Source organism: Pseudomonas hormoni, assembly GCF_018502625.1.
Classification (GTDB): domain Bacteria; phylum Pseudomonadota; class Gammaproteobacteria; order Pseudomonadales; family Pseudomonadaceae; genus Aquipseudomonas; species Aquipseudomonas hormoni.
Window position 1 is genome coordinate 3,714,958 of record NZ_CP075566.1, and the last position, 20,411, is coordinate 3,735,368.

The following is a 20,411-nucleotide window of genomic DNA, read 5'->3' on the forward strand; positions in this document are numbered from 1 at the left end:
CGGCTTGACGCTGGTTCAGATCGAATAGGTGGGATGAATGCTTTTGTGAGCCTCGATTTCCTGGCGCATGTCCGCCACCAGCGTGGCGATGGCATGGGGACTGTCCAGTGTCCATAGGGGAACGTGAGTGGCCACCAGGTCCACTTTGCCGGTCATGCAGTCACAGACCCGGATCGTCAGGGACTGGTCCGCTTCCATGTTGCAGGTGCAGACGGCGGGTAGAAAACTGTGTTCGATGATGCTTTGGATTTCCAGAGTTGAAAGGAACATCGCAACCTCCCTTACACCAGATATGTGCCGGGTAAATGCTCCGTCATTTCACCCACCGAGCCTGAAAATTCTAATCCCCAACCGAAGGTGTCTCAAGGCCGAGAACCGGTTGCTCGTCGTCTCAGAGAGTGTCGCGAAATGCGACAAAATTGATCCGTTCATCCTCCCCTTCCCGCTCAAACCACGCGCCAGCCTTGGGCGGGCGGCGCCTTTTCGGCACTTGGCACAGCCATTGCGAAAGCCTCGTTCTCACGAACAACAAGAGGCCTCGCCATGACGCTCCCCTACCTGCTTCCCGCCACCTCGGCGTTCATCCAGCGCGCCCCACGCATGCTTATCGGCGGCGACTGGGTCGAGGCCGCCGACGGCCAGACCATGCCCCTGCACAACCCGGCCACCGGCGAAGTGCTGTGCGTGGTGCCGCGGGCCACGCCGGAAGACGTTGACCGTGCGGTGCTCGCGGCCCGTCAGGCATTCGATGATTCCGCCTGGACTCGCACCCGCCCTCGCGAGCGGCAGAATTTGCTGTGGAAACTCGCCGAGCTGATGGAGCGCGACGCCGAACTGCTCGCGCAACTGGAATGCCTGAACAACGGCAAAAGCGCGGCGGTGGCCCAGGTGATGGACGTGCAATTGTCCATCGACTTCCTGCGCTACATGGCCGGTTGGGCGACCAAGATCGAAGGTTCCAGCGTTGAAGTGTCGTTGCCGCTGATGCCGAACGATCAGTTTCACAGTTTCATTCGTCGCGAAGCGGTGGGCGTGGTGGGCGCCATCGTCGCCTGGAACTTTCCGTTGCTGCTGGCCTGCTGGAAACTTGGCCCGGCCCTGGCCACCGGCTGCACCGTGGTGCTCAAGCCTGCCGACGAAACCCCGCTGACCGCGCTGAAACTCGCCGAACTGGTGCTGGAAGCCGGTTACCCCGAAGGTGTGTTCAACGTGGTCACCGGCACTGGCATCACTGCCGGTTCAGCCCTGACCCAAAACCCGCTGGTGGACAAGTTGACCTTCACCGGCTCCACCGCCGTGGGCAAGCAGATCGGTAAGATCGCCATGGACTCCATGACCCGGGTCACCCTGGAACTGGGTGGCAAATCGCCGACCATCGTCATGGCCGATGCCGATCTGAAGACCGCCGCCGCGGGCGCCGCCAGTGCGATTTTCTTCAATCAGGGCCAGGTATGCTGTGCCGGTTCGCGCCTGTATGTGCAGCGCAAGCATTTCGACAATGTGGTGGCGGACATCGCCGACATTGCCAACGCCATGAAGCTCGGCAACGGGCTGGACCCGAGCGTGGAGATGGGGCCGCTGATCTCCGCGCGGCAGCAGGAACGGGTTTACGGGTACATCGAAAAAGGCCGGGAAAGTGGCGCGACCATCGCCTGCGGTGGTGAGCAATTCGGGCCGGGATTCTTCGTCAAACCGACGGTGATCGTCGATGTCGATCAGAAGCATTCGCTGGTGCAGGAAGAGATCTTCGGCCCGGTGCTGGTCGCAATTCCGTTTGATGATGAGGCCGATGCGTTGCGCATGGCCAATGACAGCCCGTACGGGTTGGGGGCGAGTATCTGGTCGAATGATCTGGCGGCAGTGCACCGGATGATTCCGCGGATCAAGTCCGGCTCGGTGTGGGTCAATTGCCACAGCGCCCTGGACCCGGCGCTGCCGTTTGGCGGGTACAAGATGTCGGGGGTTGGGCGGGAGATGGGGTATGCGGCGATTGAGCATTACACGGAGTTGAAGTCGGTGTTGATCAAGCTCTGATCTTCATCGTTCTTCAGGCCGCCTTCGCGGGCAAGCCTCGCTCCTACAGGGAATGCGCCCCCCTGTAGGAGCGAGGCTTGCCCGCGAAGAGGCCACACCAGTCACCACACATTCAAGGTTTGAACCCCTGAGCCAACAACCAACTCCGCATCACCCGCCCCTGCTCCACCGTCAATCCCGCCAACACCTGCTCAGCAGACTCGGTCCGCAACCGCCGCACCAACGGCGCCAGCTCAACGCCCTGCACATGCCAGATCCCCAACGGCTGATCCGCCGTGATCACCACCTCAGCCTCATCCACAAACCCCTCTTTCAACACCGGTGCTCGCTCGATTCTCAACGAAGAAAAATCCGCTTCGGCATGCGCCACCTGCGCATCCGGCCACTGCCGCCGCGCCTGCCAGAACGGCTGATCCGGCCAACGCTGCTCATCGGCATAAAAATCCCGCCCGATCCGCGCAAACCGCAAAAACAACTGCGCCACCCGTTGCTGATGAAAACGCTGGGCCAACGCCGCCCGCTCAGGTTTTCGCAACAGCGTATTGATCACCGTCGGCGCCTGCAACGCCGAGGACAAGGACTGAAAGATGCCATTGCCAGACAGCGGATCCACCGCCATCGCCGCATCGCCGACCCGAATCCAGTTTTCGCCACACACCTGCGGGCTCAGAATCGCGGTGCTGCTGCGGGCATGCAGTTGTAGATCGACCTCGGGAACACCCCCAAAAAACGCCTGCGCCAACGTGGAATTCCGGCGCCGCTGGCGGCAGTAATCGAGCAACTGCGCCTTGCCCGGCAAATGCGCGCTGGCCACGTCCACCGTCCACTGCCAGTAACACTGACCGTCCGCCCGCCGTGCCATCCACGCCCAGCCGTCCTCAAGGCTTTCCACGGCGCTGGCGGTGGCGCCCGGCGCGCCTTGCCAACGATTGAGCAGACTGACCGTCTCCGGCCCGCGCAAGCCTTTGCCGAGCGCCGGCGCCTGGCGTCCGCGTGCCTCTACCAGAAAATCGGCGACCAGCGCTTCGTGCCCTTCAATCTCGACCCGATGTCCCGCAGCCGAGGTCTGAACGCTCAGCACTCGACCTTCGACCAACTCAACGCCCGCCAGGTGCAAGTCTTCACGCAGGCCTCGATCAAAGTACGGGCGGTCCAGCAGAAACTCGATGTTTTGCGCATGCTGCTGGCCGTTCCACGACACCTGCCGTTGAGACGGCAACGCCGCATCCGCCAACGCTTGATGCAGACCGGCACCGCGCAAGGCTTCCAGCACCCGGATGGAAACGCCTTCCAGCGCCGCAAACCGTCGCCACTCGCTGACCAGCGTCACCGCGTAACCGAGCCGCCGCAAACCCAGGGCCACCGCCGCGCCCGCCGGCCCTGCGCCAAGAATCAGAATCATGGGCCCAAACGCCGCTCAGGCCCGCGATAACGCGCGTTTTCCCGCAGCCAGTCGATGACCTGCTCGTTGCTCACCTCGGGTTGTGCAACCAGGAAACCCGCAATGTGCCCGCTCAACGCCGCGCAGCCCAGACTGGCGCCGGACTGCCCCGGATACGTCCCGTGTACGCACGCGGCGAAATCCGCCTGGGCACTGTTGAGCCACGACCACTCCTGTTCGGCACAACGCGCATCGCCGGTCACGCGCAACACCTGCGGATAATTCGCCGGGAACACACCCTCGCCCTGGGCCGGGCTGGACGCACACAGTAAAATGCCCCGCGCCACCGCCCCTGCGCACGCCTCGCGCAACAGGCTGCGATCCTGTCGCAACCCGAGGCTCAGATTGATCAGGCGCACGTCCTGCTCCACCAGCCAGTCAATGGCCGTGGCGATCTGCAAGGCACTGGTGACACCACGCTGATCGAAAACCTGAGCCACGCAGAACACCGCCGAAGGGGCCCGCCGACCGATGGCCTCGATCACCGCGCTGCCGTGGCCCAGCGGATCATCGCGCAAAGCGCTTTCCGCCAGTCCGTCCTCCAGCAACGAGAAGCGTCGCCCCGCGATCACCTGAACCCGCTGCGCCGCCGAATGACCGCTGTCTACCACTCCGATTCGCAGTTCAGACTTCATGCTGCACCGTTTTCGAAGTGAGCACGCCGTCGAGCAATTCGAAGCGCAGATCGGCGTCGGCCAGGGTTGAAGGGCGATGACTGATGAGAATGCGCGTGCGCCCGGCAAACAGTCGATCGATGGCCTCGATCACTTCGCGCTCGGTGGCTTCATCCACCGCCGAGGTCGCTTCGTCCAGCACCAGAATCAGTGGATCCTGCAACAGCGCCCGGGCGATGGCGATGCGTTGTTTCTGCCCGCCGGACAACTGCTGACCGCGCTCGCCCAACGGACTGTCGAGGCCTTCGGGCAACGAGGCGATCAGGCTGTCGAGTTGCGCCAGCCGCGCCACTTCGGCAATCGCTTCACGACTGGCGTCGGGCACGGCGTAGGCCAGGTTTTCGGCGAGACTGCCGCGAAACAGCACGATGTCCTGACTGACCACGGCAATCCGCCGGCGCAACTGGAACAGGTCCAGTTCCCGCAGGTCGACCTCGCCCAACAATACCCGACCGGACTGCGGATCGTGGTGCCGTTGCAACAGGTCGATCAGCGTCGATTTGCCGACTCCGGAGCCGCCGCTCAGGGCGACTTTCAAGCCGTAGGGAATTCGCGCTTCGATGCCGCTCAAGGTGCTCGGCCGGCCGGCATGGCTGAAGTGCACGTCGTCGAAACGCAGTTCGCCGGAGGTTGGCATTGGCTTGGGTTCAACGGGGGTCAGTACCGTCGGTTTTTCACCACGCAATTCCATCACGCGCCCGAGGCTGACGGTCATCCGCTGAATCGCGACATAGAGTCCGAGCAAGCTCTGAACCGGTCCTACGGCCATCCCCAGGTACGTGGAAAACGCGATCAGCGCGCCCAGTTGCCACGTCCCTTGCACCACCCAGTAACCGCCAATCAAAAACGCACAGGCCCGGGACAGTGAGGTCAACGTGCCCGGCACGGCCTGGGTAAAAAACTCAGTGACTTGCAGGCGCAGCAACTGACTCATATAGCCTTGGCCCAATGCCTCCAGTCGTCGCGACTCTCGTTGTTGCTGACCGGCCGACTGAATGAATTTCATCACCGGCAAGGTCTCGACCATGAACGACGACATGTCCGCCGAACGCTCACGCAACTGCCGAACATCGCGCTCGACCTTGCGCCGCATCCAGCGCAGCCAGAGCACATCGAGCGGAATCAGCACCAATGCCAACAGCGAGAGTTTCCACGACAAGGTCAGCAGCATCGCCACCGCCACCACCAGACCGATCACGCTCGACACTGCCGAAAACAACGAGTCCACGGCGAAGCGCTGAATCTCCGCAACATCGCCATCGAGGCGCGACATCAAATCACCGATGCGCCGCTGACCGTAGAAACTCGGCGACAGGGTTTGCAAATGCCGGTAAAGGTCGTCGCGCAGCGAGAACAGAATCCGCCCGGACAAACGCGTATGCAGGTAACGATTGATCCCCGACAACGCCGTCCCAAGCAACCCGGCGACGATCATCAGCCCGGCGATCAGTACCAGCATCGGGAAGTTGCGCGCCAGCAAGCCATCGTCGATCAACAGCTTGGTCAGCCAGGGCTGCACCAGCACCAGCGACGAGGCGCAGACCGACAATCCCAACAGTCCGGCAATCGCCAGACGGTGCGGCCGCACAAAGCTGTACAGCCAGCGCAATGCCGCTTGCAGGGCTTCGGGATTCTGGCTGTCAATCAGCCGAACGATCAGGCGCTGCATCACGAGCGCAACTGTTTGAGCTTGCGATACAGGGTCGCGCGGCTGATACCCAGGGCGTCGGCGGCGGCCGACACGTTGCCCTGATGGCTGTCCAGGGACTGGCGAATCAGCTCCAGTTCGTTTTCGCGAATACTGCCCGACGGAGGGCGTTCGCTGGCGTTCAGTTCGTCGAGCATGCTGTCGGGCAAGTGGTCGAGGGTGAGCACCGTATCCCCCGGCTCGCGCATGGCCAGCGCGGTGCGCAACACCATTTCCAGTTGGCGGATGTTGCCTGGCCAGTGATAGCCCGCGAGCAAGCGGTTCAAGTCGTCATGCAGGACCATGGTCGGTGCGTCGAGTTTTGCCAGTAGTCGACTGACCAGCCCGCTGAAATCGTCGCGCTCGCGCAGAGCCGGCAGCATCACGCTGATGCCGTTGACGCGATAGAACAGGTCTTCACGGAAGTGTTTTTCTTCGACCAAGCGTTTGAGGTCGCGGTGGGTGGCGCAGATCAGGGCGACGTCGATGTCCTGTTCTTCGCCGGCGCCTAGCGGTGCGACTTTACGGTCCTGCAAGACGCGCAGCAGACGCGCCTGCAAGGCCAGCGGCATGTCGCCGATTTCGTCGAGAAACAACGTGCCGCCGTGAGCCTGTTGCAGACGCCCGACCATGCCGCCTCGACGGGAACCGGTGAATGCGCCTTCGCGGTAGCCGAACAGTTCCGACTCGATCAGGCCTTCGGGAATCGCCGCGCAGTTCACCGCGACGAAGGGTTTGTCGCAACGACTGCCGGCCATGTGCAAGGCGCGGGCAATGACTTCCTTGCCGGTGCCGGTTTCGCCGAGCAGCAACACCGGCAATTCGTTGGCCAGCCCCTGGCGTGCCATGCGCAAGGCGCGGGCATAGCGGACATTGCTGCCGGCCAGGGTGTCGAGATCGGGTTGCGGTTTAGCGGTTTTGGCGGTGCTGCGCGGCGGCGTGCTGACGTTGATCGACCGCTGCGGCGCGCGCAGGGTTTTGTAGAAGAACTCGCCTTTGGCGGTCTGCAGACTGCCGACCCCGCCCTGATGCAAACGCGACAGCAGTTGCAAGCCATCGACGCCGAGAAACTCCTCGCAACGACGGCCGACCAATGCCGAGCGTTCGGCGTGCAGCAACTGACAGGCTTGGGCGCTGACCGCGAGAATCTGCCCGCCGAGACTCACCGCCAACAGGCCTTGCCAAGGGGATTCGAGGTATTGCCGACGGCTGTGGAAGGCCAGGACGATCTGGTCGGGAAAACTGGCGTTGAACACCCGGCTTTCGATCTGGCTGACGGCCATGGCCAGCAGCGCGGTGCTGTCGTGAACGCGGCCGAGCGGGCCTTCGCGGGTCAGGTCGAGGACGCCGAGGATGTCGCCTTGCGGGCAATAAATCGGCACCGAGGTGCAGGAGAAATCGGTCAGGCGATCGAGGTAATGCTCGCCGCAATCGATCATTGTCGGCCGGGCTTCCACCAGTGCGGTGCCCAGCGCGTTGGTACCGCGAGCGGCTTCGCTCCAGCAGGCCCCGAGGGTGATGTCTTGCAGGCCACTGCCCTTGAGACGATCGGCACGGCCTTCGACGGCGAGGATGGTGGCGTCGGAATTGGCGAGGATGATCAGCCCTTCCTTACCCTGGCGCTCGGCCAGGTAATCGATGGCCGGCAACGCCGCGTCGATCAGCAGGCGATTGCTCGACAGCAGCACATCGAGGCTCGCGCTCGATTCCAGTGTCAGTTCATGTTTGCTGTTGAAATGCACGCCATGGCTGAGGCTGCGTCGCCACGACGCATCGATTTCTGCCCGCAACACGCCATCGGGAACTTCGCCCTCGAGATGGAGTTTTTCCCGGGCCAGCCGGGCTTCATGGTGCAGCTTGGGGGAAGTTGTTTTTATTAGCGTCATCAAGCGCTCCGGATCGGTCCGCCCTGCGCTCTTTTAAGTTCAGCGCCCTGCCGCAATCTTTACGTTAACGTCAGGGCGATGGCAAGTGTGTTTCATCCGTTGCACCGCGTTATCGTTCTTCGCGGGCAAGCCACGCTCCCACAGGGTCAGCGTCGTTCACAAATAGGCGGTTCGACTCGGACACTGTGGGAGCGAGCCTGCTCGCGATGGCGGCCTCCCAGCCCCCAAAAAATCAGAGCTTCCACACCTCCGGCCCCACAAAAAACGCCCGCGCATTATCCTCCAGACTCTCCAGGTGATACCCCCCTTCCTGCACAATCAGACACGGCAACCCAAGGCTGCGGATCCGCTCACCCAGCCGTGCGAACCCTTCCCGCGTCACCGCCACTTTGCTCTGCGGGTCCAGCTCGAAAATGTCGAAGCCCAACGACAGCACCAGCACTTGCGCTCCAAAATCCTTCACCGCTGCCAGCGCCACGTCCAGTTGCTCAAGAAAGTCCGCCTCGCTCGAACCATGCGCCATCGGCAAGTTGAGGTTGAACCCCTCACCCGCCCCGACACCGCGCTCATCCCCAAACCCGGCAACCCCTGGATAGAAATTGGTCGGATCGCCATGCACCGAGACATACAGCACGTCATCACGGTCGTAGAAAACCTCCTGAATCCCTTGTCCGTGGTGCATGTCGGTATCGAGCACCGCGACTCGATCAAACCCGCCGCGCAACACCTGCGCCGCCACCGCCGCGTTGTTCACATAACAGAAACCACCCGCCGCCTCCGCTCGAGCGTGATGCCCAGGTGGACGGCACAAGGCGTAAGCCGCCGGTTCGCCATCGAGCAACGCCTGTGCCCCGGCCACCGCGCTTTGCGCCGACCAATAGGCCGAACGCCAGGTCTGTTCGCCCACCGGGCAACTGCCATCCGCCAGATACCGCGCGGCTTGAGCCAGAATCCCGCGCAGGGCGTTGGGCTCGCGGACGAAGATGTTCGACATCACTTCGTCGCCCCAATCTTCAGGGATTTCCTTCCAGCGCTGATGCGCTTCCTGCAGAAACGCCAGGTAAGGCGCACCGTGCACCGCCAGCAGCGGATCAAGTCCGGCATCGACCGGTTGCTCGACTTTAAAGCCCAATGAGTGAGACGCCTGCACCAGTCGCTGCGCGCGCTCGGGCACTTCCTGCGGCGTACGCATCTGCCCACGCGAGTAGTAACTGCGTGGATGATGGAGCAATTGTTCGGGATGGAAAAAACTGCGCATGGTCAAATACCTAATCTTGAATCCGGACGAATTCCCTGTGGCGAGCGAGCTTGCTCGCGCTTGAGTGCGCAGCACTCACATCAACTGCCAGAATTTTGGGGCCGCTACGCAGCCCAGCGCGAGCAAGCTCGCTCGCCACAGGTGTTGTGTTCGCAGCTCTGTTCCTTAATTGGCAATGCCGGCGCGGGACAGCACGGCGTTAAGCAACACATCGGTACCCTGCCGCACATCTTCAGGCACCACGTCTTCCGCTTCGTTATGACTCAAGCCACCAACGCACGGAATAAACACCATCGCTGTCGGACAGAACCGCGCCAGGTGAATCGCGTCATGCCCGGCGCCGCTGACAATCGATTGTTGAGCGTAGCCCAGCGCGTCCACCGCTTGCTGCACCGCCGCCACGCAGTCCGCGTCGAACGGCGTCGCCGGGCTGATCCAGTGCGGGGTGATCGTCAGTTTCAGACCGCGCTCATCGGCAATCGTCTGAAGGCGTGCACGAACCTGCTGCTCCATCGCCTCGATGGCTTCGTCGCGGTGATGACGCAGGTCGACGGTGAAATTCACCAGCCCCGGAATGGTGTTGCGCGACGACTTGTTGATGCTCAACTCGCCGACGGTGGTCAGGCCTTCCGGCGCGAAATCAGACGCCAGACCTTCGATCGCCTGAATCATCTGCGCCACGCCGTACAAGGCATCCTTGCGAAGAGGCATCGGCGTGGTGCCCGCGTGGGCGGCCATGCCTTCGACCCGCACGTCGAGCCAGCGAATCGCCTGGCCGCCGCTGACCACGCCGATGCTTTTGGCGTTGTCCTCAAGGATCGGCCCCTGTTCGATGTGCGCTTCAAAATACGCATCCACCGCGCCACCCAATGGACGCTCACCGGCGTAACCGGTGCGCTGCAATTCATCAGCGACGCTGATGCCATCGATGTCTTGCACCGCCAGCGCCGTGTCCAGTTGCATGATGCCGGTGAACACCGCCGAGCCGAACATCGCCGGGGTGAAACGCGCGCCTTCTTCGTTGGTCCACACCGCCACTTCCAGCGGCTTGCGGGTCTGGATGCCGAGGTCGTTGAGGCAACGCACCACTTCCAGGCCGGCGAGTACGCCGTACACGCCGTCGAAGCGTCCGCCTTCAGGCTGGGTGTCGAGGTGGCTGCCCATCATCACCGGCGCGACGTCCGGATCAGTGCCGGCGCGGCGGGCGAACAGGTTGCCGATAGCGTCCACGCTCAGGGTCATGCCGGCTTCGCGGCACCAGTGGGCAAACAGTTCGCGGCCGGCCTTGTCTTCATCGCTAAGGGCCAGACGGCAACTGCCGCCGCGTGCGGTGGCGCCGATTTCGGCCATCGCCATCAGACTCGCCCACAGGCGTTCGCCATTAATCTTCAACATAAATCACTCCACGAAAATCCAGCTGAAAAGGTGATCTGTCCGGTTGTGCGCAATCGGCTGCCGGGCCGAGCGCGTGGTGGTGGTGGCGACCTAAACACGCAACACCTGCGCGACCGGTTCGCCAGCGCGTAAACGTTCAAGCAAACGCGGCTCGGCGTGATCGGACGCCAGCGCCTGTTCGATCACACTGGCCGCCGTTGACCAGTCGAGAAACAGCACACCGTTGTCGTCCCCCAGCACCAGATCGCCCGGCTGCACCGTGACACCTGCGCAATGAATTGGCTGATTGATTTCGCTGTCGCCCCGGCCATGTAACTTGGTGGTCAGCAGGCTGGTGCCGCGAGCGAAGACGGGTAACCCGCCTTCACGCAGCTCCAGCAGATCGGTGACCGCGCCGTCAACCACGATTCCCGCCGCACCGGCGCAGCTCGCGGCACAACTGGTGACCGCGCCGACCGGGGCGTGTTGCCAGTCGCCTCCCGTGTCGATCACCAGCACATCGCCCGGTGTTATCAACGCCAACGCCTGGTTGACGGCGATGGCATCGGCGCCCACCAGTTTCAGCGTCAACGCCCGGCCGACCAGTTTCACATTGGGCACCATGGCTCGCAGTTGCGAGTCGGCAAAGCCCTCCTCCAGAAAATGCCCGAGGGTAGGAAAGCTCACCGCTTTGAACTGCTCGATCAGCTGCGACTTATCCATGCTGCAACTCCCTGGCAATCAACTCGGCCACACAATCGATTTCCAGCGAAACGCCCCACAGCGCCACACAAACCGTGGTTCGCGCGGGCGGCGCATGGCCGAGAAACTCGCGGTATACCGCGTTGAACGGCTCCAGTTGCGCGGGATCGGTCAGGTACGCATTGACCTTGATCACATGACTGAAGTCCGAGCCGGCCTCGATCAGGATCGCCTCGAGATTGCGCAAGGTTTGCCGCACTTGTTCAGTGAAATCGGCGGGCTGGTCGTCGAGCCCGCTCTGGGCCGGAATCTGCCCGGCGGTGAACACCAGATGGCCGCTGACCACCGCTTGAGAGTAAGGCCCGACCGGGCCGATGAAGCCCGGGGCTGACTGGATTCTGCGCATGCTGTTGAACTCCATGGATCAGGCCGCAGCCGATTTGAAAGGTTTGCGAGCGGGTTGATCGTCGGCGGTCACCGCCGCAGGGATTTCGCTGATGTCTCGCTTGAAGGTCTCGGTCAACAGCAACAGCGCCAGCAGGGAAATCAGCGCCGCGCCAATCATGTACCAGGCCACCGACGAGCCTTTGCCAGTGGCTGCGAGCAACGCGGTGGTGACGATGGGCGTTGCTGCGCTGCCGAGCAGCCCGGACAACATGTAGCTGATCGACAGCCCCGAATAGCGCACCCGCGTACCGAACAACTCCGCAAGGAAGGTTGCAATCGGCCCGTAGTTGGCGGCGAAGGCGGTCATCAACAGCAAGTAGCCGAAGATCACCAATGACAGCTCTTTGGTGTCCATCAACCAGAACATCGGGAACGCCACCAACGCCTCAGCGACGATGCCGGCGACGATGATCGGCTTGCGTCCGTAACGGTCCGACAGCGCACCAAATACCGGCAACATGACGATGCACCAGGCGCAGGAGAGCAGCACCACGCCGAGCATCACGCTGCGACTGAAGCCCAGATTCTGCGTGCCGTACGTCAGGCCGAACGCGACGATGATGTTGAACGACGCACCGGTCGACATCGTCGCAATACCGCCGAGCACCACTTGTTTCCAGTACTTGCGAAAGACTTCGGCCAACGGCATTTTCACTTGGACTTCAGCTTCCTTGACCTTGTTGAAAGCCGGGGTTTCAGCGATGTTCAGGCGGATGTACAAGCCCACGGCGATCAGCAAAACGCTGGCCAGGAACGGAATGCGCCAGCCCCAGGCCAGCAGGTCTTCAGGCGACAGCCACGCCGCGATCACCAGGAACGCCAGGTTGGCAATCATGGTCCCGGCGGGCACGCCGATCTGCACCCAGGAACCGTACAAGCCGCGCTTGTTGGCCGGTGCATGCTCCACCGCCATCAACACCGCCCCGCCCCACTCGCCGCCCAGTGCCAGGCCTTGAATGACCCTGAGCAGTAACAACAGGATCGGCGCCCAGATGCCTATGGCCGCGTAATTGGGCAACAAGCCGATTGCGAAGGTGGCGGCGCCCATGGTCAGCAGCGAAATCAGCAGCATCGACTTGCGACCCAAACGATCACCGAAATGCCCGAACAATGCGGCGCCGACGATTCGCGCCAGGTACGCCGAAGCGAACGTGCCGAACGCCAGCAACGTCCCGATCAAAGGCACGAAGTCCGGGAAGAACACCTTGTTGAACACCAGCGCTGACGCGGTGGCGAAAACAAACAAGTCGTACCATTCCACCGTCGTGCCAATGACACTGGCCACGGCGACTTTTTTCATGCTGATAGCAACTTCCGGCGGTGCGCCTGACTTTTCTGCGGACGATAGATCGCTCATCACTGACTCCAGGAATTCTTTGAGAACTCGTTTATTTAATTGTTTTGACTGGCAGTAAATCGGTTGAAAGTGCGAGATTGTTGTTATGTATCGCCCAACTTGATGGGCGAGTTTGTGACGTCAATAACCCAATAATCGGTCGGCGCTGTTCAGTAACGGTTCATCGGCATTCAAGCGGCGGAAGCTCTCCGCCACTTGCTCGGCAATACAGTCGTGGGAGGCTGCCGAAGCCATGTGCGGAGTAATCGTGACGCCGGGCATTGTCCAGAGACGGTGATCGGCCGGCAGTGGTTCCTGTTCGAACACATCCAGCAGCGCGCCGCGCAGTTTTCCGAGTTGCAGGGCTTGCTCGAGGTCGTCGATATTGAGATGACCGCCTCGTCCGCAATTGACGAGTGCGGCGCCGTTGGCAAGCTGCTCGAACGTTGACTGACCGAGGATGCCGCGAGTTTCCCGGGTCAGCGGCAACAGGTTGATCAGCACCTCCACGCCATCAAGAAACGGGTTCAGGTTTTGCGCACCGGCGAATGTCTGGACGCCGGTTAACGCCTTGCTGCGGCGAGCCCAGCCACGGACGTCATAACCGGAAGCGGCCAGATCCTGGGCAATGGCGCTACCCAACGATCCCAGCCCCATCACCCCGACCTTGAATTGCCCCGCCGCCCGTTGCAGCGGCCGCTCCCAGTGTTGTTTGCGTTGTTGTTCCAACACTTGATCAAAGCCACGGTGATAGTGAATCACCGCCCAACGCACGTACTCGGTCATGCCCTGACGGTGGCCGGGATCGACCACCCGGCAAACCGGCAGATCCGGGCACGACGGGTCGTTTTCCAGATGATCGATACCGGCGGCGACCGAGTGAATCACTTGCAGATTCGGCAATGCCGCAAGGCTGCCCGGCAAGGGAAACCAGCACGCCGCGATCTGCGCATTTTTGGCCAGCGGATCATCCGCCAGCACGGTGTTGAGCTGCGGCGCGCTGCGAGAAAACGCGGCTTGCAGTTGCTTGAGCAGCAAGGTGTCGCGGGACAGCAAAACAACGGTGTTCATGACAGATAGGACTCACGCTGGGATTCGATCAGGGTCAAAGCGGCCTCCCAGGCCAGGTCGATGATGTTGTCCTGCTCATCGCGGTCAAACTGTTCGGCGGTGTGTGCACAGACTTCCGGGGACGGGTAATGCAGTTCGCAACCACCGGCCAGCGCTGCAACCTGCGCCTGACAGGCACGCTCAAGAAAGTGAATTTCCTGAAACGCCTGAGCCACGCTCGACCCACCGACCAGCAAGCCGTGGTTACGCAGGATCATCGCCCGGTGCGGCCCCAGGTCGTCGATCAAGCGCCCGCGCTCATCCAGCGACAGCGCGATGCCTTCATAGGTGTGATACGCCAACTTGCCGTAGAACTTCAGCGCGTGCTGACTGATCGGCAGCAAACCTTGCTTCTGCGCGGCAACGGCCATGCCGGCGGCGGTGTGAGTGTGAATCACGCAGTTGAGATCCGGGCGGGCCATGTGGATCGCCGAATGAATGACGAAGCCGGCGGCGTTGACTCGATGGCCTTCGTAGGCCGGATCGACGATGCGCCCGTCCTGATCGATACGCACCAGGTCCGAAGCGCGCATGCGGTCGAAAATTACCCCGTAGCGGTTGATCAGGAAATGGTGTTCCGGCCCTGGAATACGCAGGGTGATGTGGGTGTCGATCAAGTCGGTCATGCGAAAGTGCGCGACCAGCCGATACAGCGCAGCCAGTTCGCAACGGGCCTTCCATTCAACCGGGCCGATGTGTTCAGGTTTACTCACGAATACACCTCTTTAGCAGCGTGGGTGACGACCGGGTTGGCGCGCAGGCGGGCCAGCCCGCAAACACCGATCAGGGACAGGGCCGAGAGCAAGGTGAAGAACACCGCCAGCGGCAGCCATTGTCCGGAAAACTTGCTCGCCAGCAGCGTGCCGATCAGCGGCGTGGTGCCGCCGGCCAGCGCGCAACTCAACTGGTAAGCGATGGAAATGCCCGAGTAGCGCAGATGCACCGGGAACGCCTGGGTCATGTAACCGGCGATCACCGCGTACAGCGCCGACAGAATCACCACCGCCAGGGCGATGCCGAGGGTCATCAACAGAATGTTTTGCGTACCCACCAGCAGAAACATCGGGTACGGCGTGACCATGCACAACAGCGCGACGAGCTTCAGGAAGCGCCCCTCGCCGATGCGCTCGGCGAGCAGTGCGGAGAGCGGTTGCGAGAGCAACTGAATGACAGTCACCAAAAACAGGCAATCGAGAATCGTCGAGCGCGCGATGCCCTGATATTGGGTGACGTAGGTGATCATGAACGTGTTGGTGAAGAAGAATCCGGCGGAGCCAATGGTCACCGCCGCAGCGGCGAACAGAATCTGCCGCCAGCAGGTGCGGATCACGTCTTTCACCGGGTATTGGGCGGTTTGTTTGTTGTCTCGGGCCCTGGCGAATTCCGGCGACTCGTGCACGCCGGAACGGATCATCAGGCCGACCATCATCAGCACACCGCTGGCGAGAAACGGCAGACGCCAGCCCCAGGACAAGAATTGCTCAGGCTCAAGGGACGTCACCAGGCGAAAGGCGATCAGGGCCAGTAACAAACCCGCAGGACTGCCGAGCTGGGCAAACGAGGCGTAGAACGTTTTGCGCTTGGCCGGCGCATGCTCGCTGGCCATCAGCACCGCCCCGCCCCACTCGCCACCCACCGAAATGCCCTGGATCAGGCGCAATACGATGAGACCGATCGGCGCCCAGATGCCGGCACTGGCGTAGCTGGGCAGCAGGCCGATACCGGCAGTCGCCAGGCCCATCAGCGCCATGGTCACCAGCAGCATTTTCTTGCGGCCGAGGCGATCCCCCAAGTGACCGAACACCATGCCGGCCATTGGGCGGGCGATGAAGCCGACGGCGAAACTACCGAAGGCGGCCAGGGTGCTCATCACCGGGTCGCTGCTGGGAAAGAACACTTGCCCAAGCACCAGCGCCGCCGCGGTGGCGTAAATGTAAAAGTCGTAGAACTCGATTGTCGTGCCAATGAAAGCGGCGGCCGCGGCTCTTCGCGGTTGTGCGGTGGTGTGCATGCAAGGACCCTGTGTATTTATAGTTTTGGGCAGGTACTGAAGGCTGTTGATGGTTGCACTCTGTGGCGCTTGTGGGCTTTATCGCTTCCGTGCCAGGATTAGTCAATTTTCATATTCTTATCTTTACTATTAGCACTGCTACTACATGGAATTGTCATGACCTCCACTAACCCTTGGGTGGGCCGACGTTTTCTCAACGATCGCCTCGACTGGAACCTGTTGCGCACCTACCTGGTGATCGGCCAGGAAGGCAGCATGAGCCGTGCTGCTGCGCGGCTGCACATAACGCAGTCGGCGGTCAGCCAGGCGCTTAAACGACTGGAAGAACAACTGGAATGTGTGTTAATTGCCCGCAGCGGGCGACGGTTCGATCTGACAGAAACCGGGGAAGAAGTCCTGCGCATTGCGGCGGATATCTACGGCGATATTTCGCGATTGGGCACGGTAGTAGAGAGTCGTCACGACGACGTGGTGGGCAAGATTCGAATCCTCACCGTCAGCGGCGTGCAGGCGCGACACTACGATGACTTCCTCGCCGACTTCCATGAAACCCATCCGAAAATCGAGCTGGAAGTCGAAGTGATGGGCAGCTCGAACATCATCAGTTCGTTACTGCAAAAGACCGCGACCATTGGCGTCGGGCTGTGTCGTTTACCGCAGCCGCGGCTGGAGCAGCGGGTACTGTTTCGCGAGCGCTATGCGTACTTCTGTGGCCAGCGTCATCGACTGTTCGGACAAGAAAATCTGACGCTGGAACAGCTCGCGGCGGAGAACTTCGTCAGTTTCACCAGTGATCAACTCGGCGGCAACCTTTCGCCGCTGACACTGTTCCGCGACGAGCAGGGCTTTACCGGCAAGATCGTCGCCTCATCGACGAGTTTCGAAGAGATTTATCGCTTGATTTGCGCAGGCTACGGGATTGGCTGCCTGCCGACGCATCTGGTGCGAAGGGATGTCGAGCAAGGATTGCTCTGGCGTTTGCCGCCGGAAGACGGGGTGGTGGACTTCGATATCCAGCTGCTGTGGAATCGCGAGCAGAAGATGAGTCAGGCCGAAACCGTGTTCCTCGAAAGCTTCCAGCACATGCTCAGCATTCGTGAGCCTGTGCTGTGAAGCCTTGAGCAGTTAAACGTGAGGATCGCCCGGCGCTTTACTCGGCGTGGCGTATTGCGGCTTCAGGTGACCGTCCTGATCGAGTAACCAGGCGTCCATGATCTGCCGCACCACAGGGCCAGCGACGCGACCGCCGGCCTCGCCGTTCTCGATCATCACCGAGATCACAATCTTCGGATGCTCGGCCGGAGCGAAGCCGACAAACAAGGCGTTGTCGCGGTTACGCTCCAGGGTTTTCGCCCGGTTGTAACGCTCGCCCTGTTTGATCGCGACCACCTGCGCCGTACCGCTCTTGCCTGCGATCCGGTACTGAGCACCCTGCGCCGCCGCTCGGGCAATCCCGCGTGCGTCGTGCATCACCATTTGCATGCCGTGGTTCACCTGCTCCCAGTCACGCGGGTCTTTCAACAGGATGTTGGGCATCGGATGCTCATCCACCGGCGCAACACCGTCTACGGTCTTGGCCAGGTGCGGTCGGTTCCAGATACCTTTGTTGGCGATCAGCGCAGTGGCTTGAGCCAGCTGCAGCGGCGTGACCTGCATGTAACCCTGGCCGATGCCGAGGATCACGGTCTCGCCGGGGAACCATGCCTGACGGCGCGTGGCACGCTTCCAGGCCTGGGACGGCATCAGGCCGGCAGACTCTTCGAACATGTCCAGCGAGACCTTCTCACCGAGTCCGAACATCGCCATGTAGTCGTGCAGGCGATCAATGCCCAGCTTGTGGGCCAGATCGTAGAAGTAGGTGTCGTTGGAGCGCATGATCGCCGCGTCCATGTCCACCCAGCCGTCGCCGCTGTGGTTCCAGTTACGGTATTTGTGATCAAAATCGGGAAGTTGGTAGTAACCGGGGTCGAAGACGCGGGTCTGCGGGGTAACCACGCCGGCGTCGAGACCGGCAATGGCCACTTCTGGCTTGATAGTCGAGCCCGGAGCGTAGAGGCCGCGCAGCACACGGTTGAACAGCGGCCGGTCGATGGAATCGTGCAGCGCCGCATATTCCTTGAAGCTGATCCCGGTCACGAACAGGTTCGGGTCGAAGCTCGGTTTACTGACCATGGCCAGGACTTCGCCGGTCGAAGGATCGAGCGCGACCACGGAACCGCGACGATCACCCAAGGCCTCTTCAGCGGCTTCCTGAAGTTTGACGTCGAGGCTAAGGACGATGTTTTTACCGGGGATCGGATCGGTGTGTTTGAGCACCCGCAGAACGCGGCCCTGAGCGTTGGTTTCGACTTCTTCGTAACCGACCTGGCCGTGCAACTCTGACTCATAGAACTTTTCAATCCCGGTCTTCCCGATGGATTGAGTGCCACGGTACTCGACCGTATCCAGGGCTTTGGATTCTTTCTCGTTGATGCGACCGACATAGCCGATCGAATGCGCGAAGTGTGCGCCCATCGGGTAGTGGCGAACGAATTGTGGCTCGACATCGATTCCGGGCAGACGAAATTCGTTGACGGCGAGTACGGCGATTTGCTCTTCACTGAGTTCATAGAACAGGGTGACAGGCACAAATGGGTGGCGTGTCTGCTTCATCGCCTTGTCGAACAGCGTCCGGTCCTCAGCGGGCAGGTGCAAGAGGTTGACCACCTCGTCCAACTCTTCTTTGACGTCGGAGGCGCGTTCGCGGGTGATGGTCAGGTTGAAGCTGGGGCGATTGTCCGCGAGAACCACGCCATTGCGGTCGTAGATCAACCCGCGCGTGGGGGTGATCGGCAATACGTGGACGCGATTGTTTTCGGAGATGGTCGAGTGATAGTCAAACTCGACCACTTGCAGCACGTACAGGCGCACCACCAGTGCGCAGGTGATAGAGACGACGAACAAGGCGCAAGCCATCAGTCTTTTGTTGACCAGGCGCGTCTCTTTTTCGTGATCCTTGATCGGTATTGGCTCGGGCATTTCTGTAGCTGCTCTTTGACAAAAATGGGGCGCCGATCCCTAGGCTTGAAATCAGTCCGTTAAAAAACGAGCTGCACCATACCAAAAACCGTGCGATCGATTTAGCGCGATTTCCCCTAACGGTTGTCCTTGAGGGCCAAAACGACGGCTGGCTTTTGGTTGTACTCGTGCGTTTTGCTCAAGATTGATATTCCCATTCGTGCATTTTTCTAGCCGATTGGCCTATGGATACTGTGTGCATGTCATTCCATTTTGTTGTCTGGGAGTCTTTTCATGCATTCACGATTCAAACGATTACTGGGCTCCAGCGGGTTTTCCATTGGCCTGGAGCTGCCACTGGATAATGATTGGTCCAGTGATGGCCAGCGGCGGAGGATTGCTGAAGAACGGCCTTTCGGTGTTCCGGACCTGAAGCAACATGCGGCGATGGCGCGGCTGGCGGACAAGGCTGGGTTCCGAGCTCTTTGGGTCCGCGATGTACCGGTTTACGATCCGAATTTCGGCGATGCCGCACAGGTGTTCGAAACCTTTTCCTACCTTGGATACCTGGCCGGAATTACTGACAACATCATGTTGGGTACAGCGGCGGTAGTACTGCCGTTGCGTCAGCCTTGGCTCACCTTGAAGTCAGCAAACAGTATTGATGAGTTGAGTGATGGACGCTTGCTGCTCGGCGTGGCCAGTGGCGACCGGCCGATGGAATATCCGTTGTTTGGTGTGGATTACGATCAGCGCGCAGAGATCTTCCGCGATACGGTGGAATTGCTGCGAGACCAGGGTGCAGGCCGCTTGCCTGAAGGTGCGCAATTGCTTCCGCAGCGGGACCAGGCAGTGCCATTGTTGGTGGCAGGTCTTGGTCAGCAGTCACCTGCCTGGATTGGCGAACATATGGATGGCTGGCTCGCCTACCCCGGAACGCCGGATGAACATCGTCGCCGGGTGGGGCTATGGAGGGAAGTGGGTGGAGATAAGCCTTACATCAGCTTCGTCCACCTCGATCTGGCGGCCAATCCTCATGCTCCGATGCGACGTGTACGTTTCGGCGGTATTTGCGGGCGATTGGCGTTGATTGATGAGCTTCAGGCATTGCGTGAAGCAGGTGTGCAGCATGTTGGCCTGCATGTGCGTCGTAGCGAACGGCCGGTTGCCGACGTTATTGAAGAGATCGCTGAATACGTTCTGCCGAAGTTTCATTAACTATGTCAGTGAGTTCAGGGGCAGCCGATGAGGTTGCCCATTTTTTTCGCCACTTTCCTGCGGGCAAAACAAAACCCCTACCTGCATACGCAGATAGGGGTTTCGGAATTTAATCTTGACGATGACCTACTCTCACATGGGGAAACCCCACACTACCATCGGCGATGCATCGTTTCACTGCTGAGTTCGGGATGGGATCAGGTGGTTCCAATGCTCTATGGTCGTCAAGAAATTCG

The 20,411-nt window shown here is 61.0% G+C and carries 17 protein-coding genes and 1 rRNA gene; 3 read left to right on the plus strand and 15 right to left on the minus strand.

Annotated elements, in window-relative coordinates; genetic code table 11:
* Positions 1-15: 15 nt before the first annotated feature.
* Positions 16-270 carry a DUF1652 domain-containing protein gene (locus KJF94_RS17255; RefSeq protein ID WP_214377490.1) on the minus strand — a complete coding sequence of 85 codons (255 nt, stop codon included), beginning with the start codon at positions 268-270 and terminating at the stop codon, positions 16-18.
* A gap of 273 nt (positions 271-543) precedes the next feature.
* Between KJF94_RS17255 and KJF94_RS17260 the strand changes: the two genes are divergently transcribed.
* On the plus strand, positions 544-2,034 hold the full coding sequence (locus KJF94_RS17260) for an aldehyde dehydrogenase family protein (protein WP_214377491.1): 1,491 nt from the start codon (positions 544-546) through the stop codon (positions 2,032-2,034).
* A gap of 112 nt (positions 2,035-2,146) precedes the next feature.
* Here KJF94_RS17260 and qhpG read toward each other — a convergent pair whose 3' ends face one another.
* From qhpG to KJF94_RS17320, 12 genes are all read right to left on the minus strand, one after another.
* Complete coding sequence (gene qhpG / locus KJF94_RS17265; protein ID WP_214377492.1) at positions 2,147-3,436, minus strand: flavin-dependent monooxygenase QhpG; 1,290 nt, start codon at positions 3,434-3,436, stop codon at positions 2,147-2,149.
* On the minus strand, positions 3,433-4,110 hold the full coding sequence (gene qhpE / locus KJF94_RS17270) for a subtilisin-like serine protease QhpE (RefSeq protein ID WP_214377493.1): 678 nt from the start codon (positions 4,108-4,110) through the stop codon (positions 3,433-3,435). The genes qhpG and qhpE overlap by 4 nt, the downstream gene beginning before the upstream one ends.
* Entirely contained in the window at positions 4,100-5,818 is a 1,719-nt protein-coding gene (locus KJF94_RS17275) for an ABC transporter ATP-binding protein (protein WP_214377494.1), read from the minus strand. The genes qhpE and KJF94_RS17275 overlap by 11 nt, the downstream gene beginning before the upstream one ends.
* On the minus strand, positions 5,818-7,722 hold the full coding sequence (locus KJF94_RS17280) for a sigma-54-dependent Fis family transcriptional regulator (RefSeq protein WP_214377495.1): 1,905 nt from the start codon (positions 7,720-7,722) through the stop codon (positions 5,818-5,820). Before KJF94_RS17280 ends, KJF94_RS17275 begins: the two co-directional genes overlap by 1 nt.
* 232 nt (positions 7,723-7,954) lie before the next feature.
* Positions 7,955-8,980: a histone deacetylase family protein gene (locus KJF94_RS17285; RefSeq protein WP_214377496.1), complete on the minus strand. Its 1,026-nt coding sequence runs from the start codon at positions 8,978-8,980 to the stop codon at positions 7,955-7,957.
* A 165-nt stretch (positions 8,981-9,145) separates the two neighbouring features.
* Entirely contained in the window at positions 9,146-10,375 is a 1,230-nt protein-coding gene (locus tag KJF94_RS17290; protein ID WP_214377497.1) for a Zn-dependent hydrolase, read from the minus strand.
* A 90-nt stretch (positions 10,376-10,465) separates the two neighbouring features.
* Positions 10,466-11,077, minus strand: coding sequence for an RraA family protein (locus tag KJF94_RS17295; RefSeq protein WP_214377498.1), 612 nt, complete (start codon positions 11,075-11,077; stop codon positions 10,466-10,468).
* A complete protein-coding gene (locus tag KJF94_RS17300) occupies positions 11,070-11,462 on the minus strand; it encodes a RidA family protein (protein ID WP_214377499.1) in 393 nt (130 codons plus the stop codon). The genes KJF94_RS17295 and KJF94_RS17300 overlap by 8 nt, the downstream gene beginning before the upstream one ends.
* A gap of 18 nt (positions 11,463-11,480) precedes the next feature.
* Positions 11,481-12,860, minus strand: coding sequence for an MFS transporter (locus KJF94_RS17305; protein WP_214377500.1), 1,380 nt, complete (start codon positions 12,858-12,860; stop codon positions 11,481-11,483).
* Positions 12,861-12,980: 120 nt separating this feature from the next.
* Positions 12,981-13,910 carry a 2-hydroxyacid dehydrogenase gene (locus KJF94_RS17310; RefSeq protein WP_214377501.1) on the minus strand — a complete coding sequence of 310 codons (930 nt, stop codon included), beginning with the start codon at positions 13,908-13,910 and terminating at the stop codon, positions 12,981-12,983.
* Complete coding sequence (locus tag KJF94_RS17315; protein WP_214377502.1) at positions 13,907-14,662, minus strand: class II aldolase/adducin family protein; 756 nt, start codon at positions 14,660-14,662, stop codon at positions 13,907-13,909. Before KJF94_RS17315 ends, KJF94_RS17310 begins: the two co-directional genes overlap by 4 nt.
* Positions 14,659-15,960 (minus strand): MFS transporter, encoded by a 1,302-nt coding sequence (locus KJF94_RS17320; protein WP_214377503.1) that lies wholly within the window; start codon positions 15,958-15,960, stop codon positions 14,659-14,661. Before KJF94_RS17320 ends, KJF94_RS17315 begins: the two co-directional genes overlap by 4 nt.
* A gap of 156 nt (positions 15,961-16,116) precedes the next feature.
* On the opposite strand from KJF94_RS17320, the gene KJF94_RS17325 reads away from it, so the two are divergent.
* Positions 16,117-17,073 carry a LysR family transcriptional regulator gene (locus tag KJF94_RS17325; RefSeq protein ID WP_084321076.1) on the plus strand — a complete coding sequence of 319 codons (957 nt, stop codon included), beginning with the start codon at positions 16,117-16,119 and terminating at the stop codon, positions 17,071-17,073.
* Positions 17,074-17,085: 12 nt separating this feature from the next.
* Here the strand turns inward: KJF94_RS17325 and mrdA are convergent, their stop codons facing one another.
* Positions 17,086-18,978 carry a penicillin-binding protein 2 gene (gene mrdA, locus KJF94_RS17330; RefSeq protein WP_214377504.1) on the minus strand — a complete coding sequence of 631 codons (1,893 nt, stop codon included), beginning with the start codon at positions 18,976-18,978 and terminating at the stop codon, positions 17,086-17,088.
* A gap of 273 nt (positions 18,979-19,251) precedes the next feature.
* Between mrdA and KJF94_RS17335 the strand changes: the two genes are divergently transcribed.
* Positions 19,252-20,175 (plus strand): TIGR03571 family LLM class oxidoreductase, encoded by a 924-nt coding sequence (locus KJF94_RS17335; protein ID WP_214377505.1) that lies wholly within the window; start codon positions 19,252-19,254, stop codon positions 20,173-20,175.
* A gap of 113 nt (positions 20,176-20,288) precedes the next feature.
* Here KJF94_RS17335 and rrf read toward each other — a convergent pair.
* A 5S ribosomal RNA gene (gene rrf, locus KJF94_RS17340) occupies positions 20,289-20,404 on the minus strand.
* Positions 20,405-20,411 lie beyond the last annotated feature (7 nt).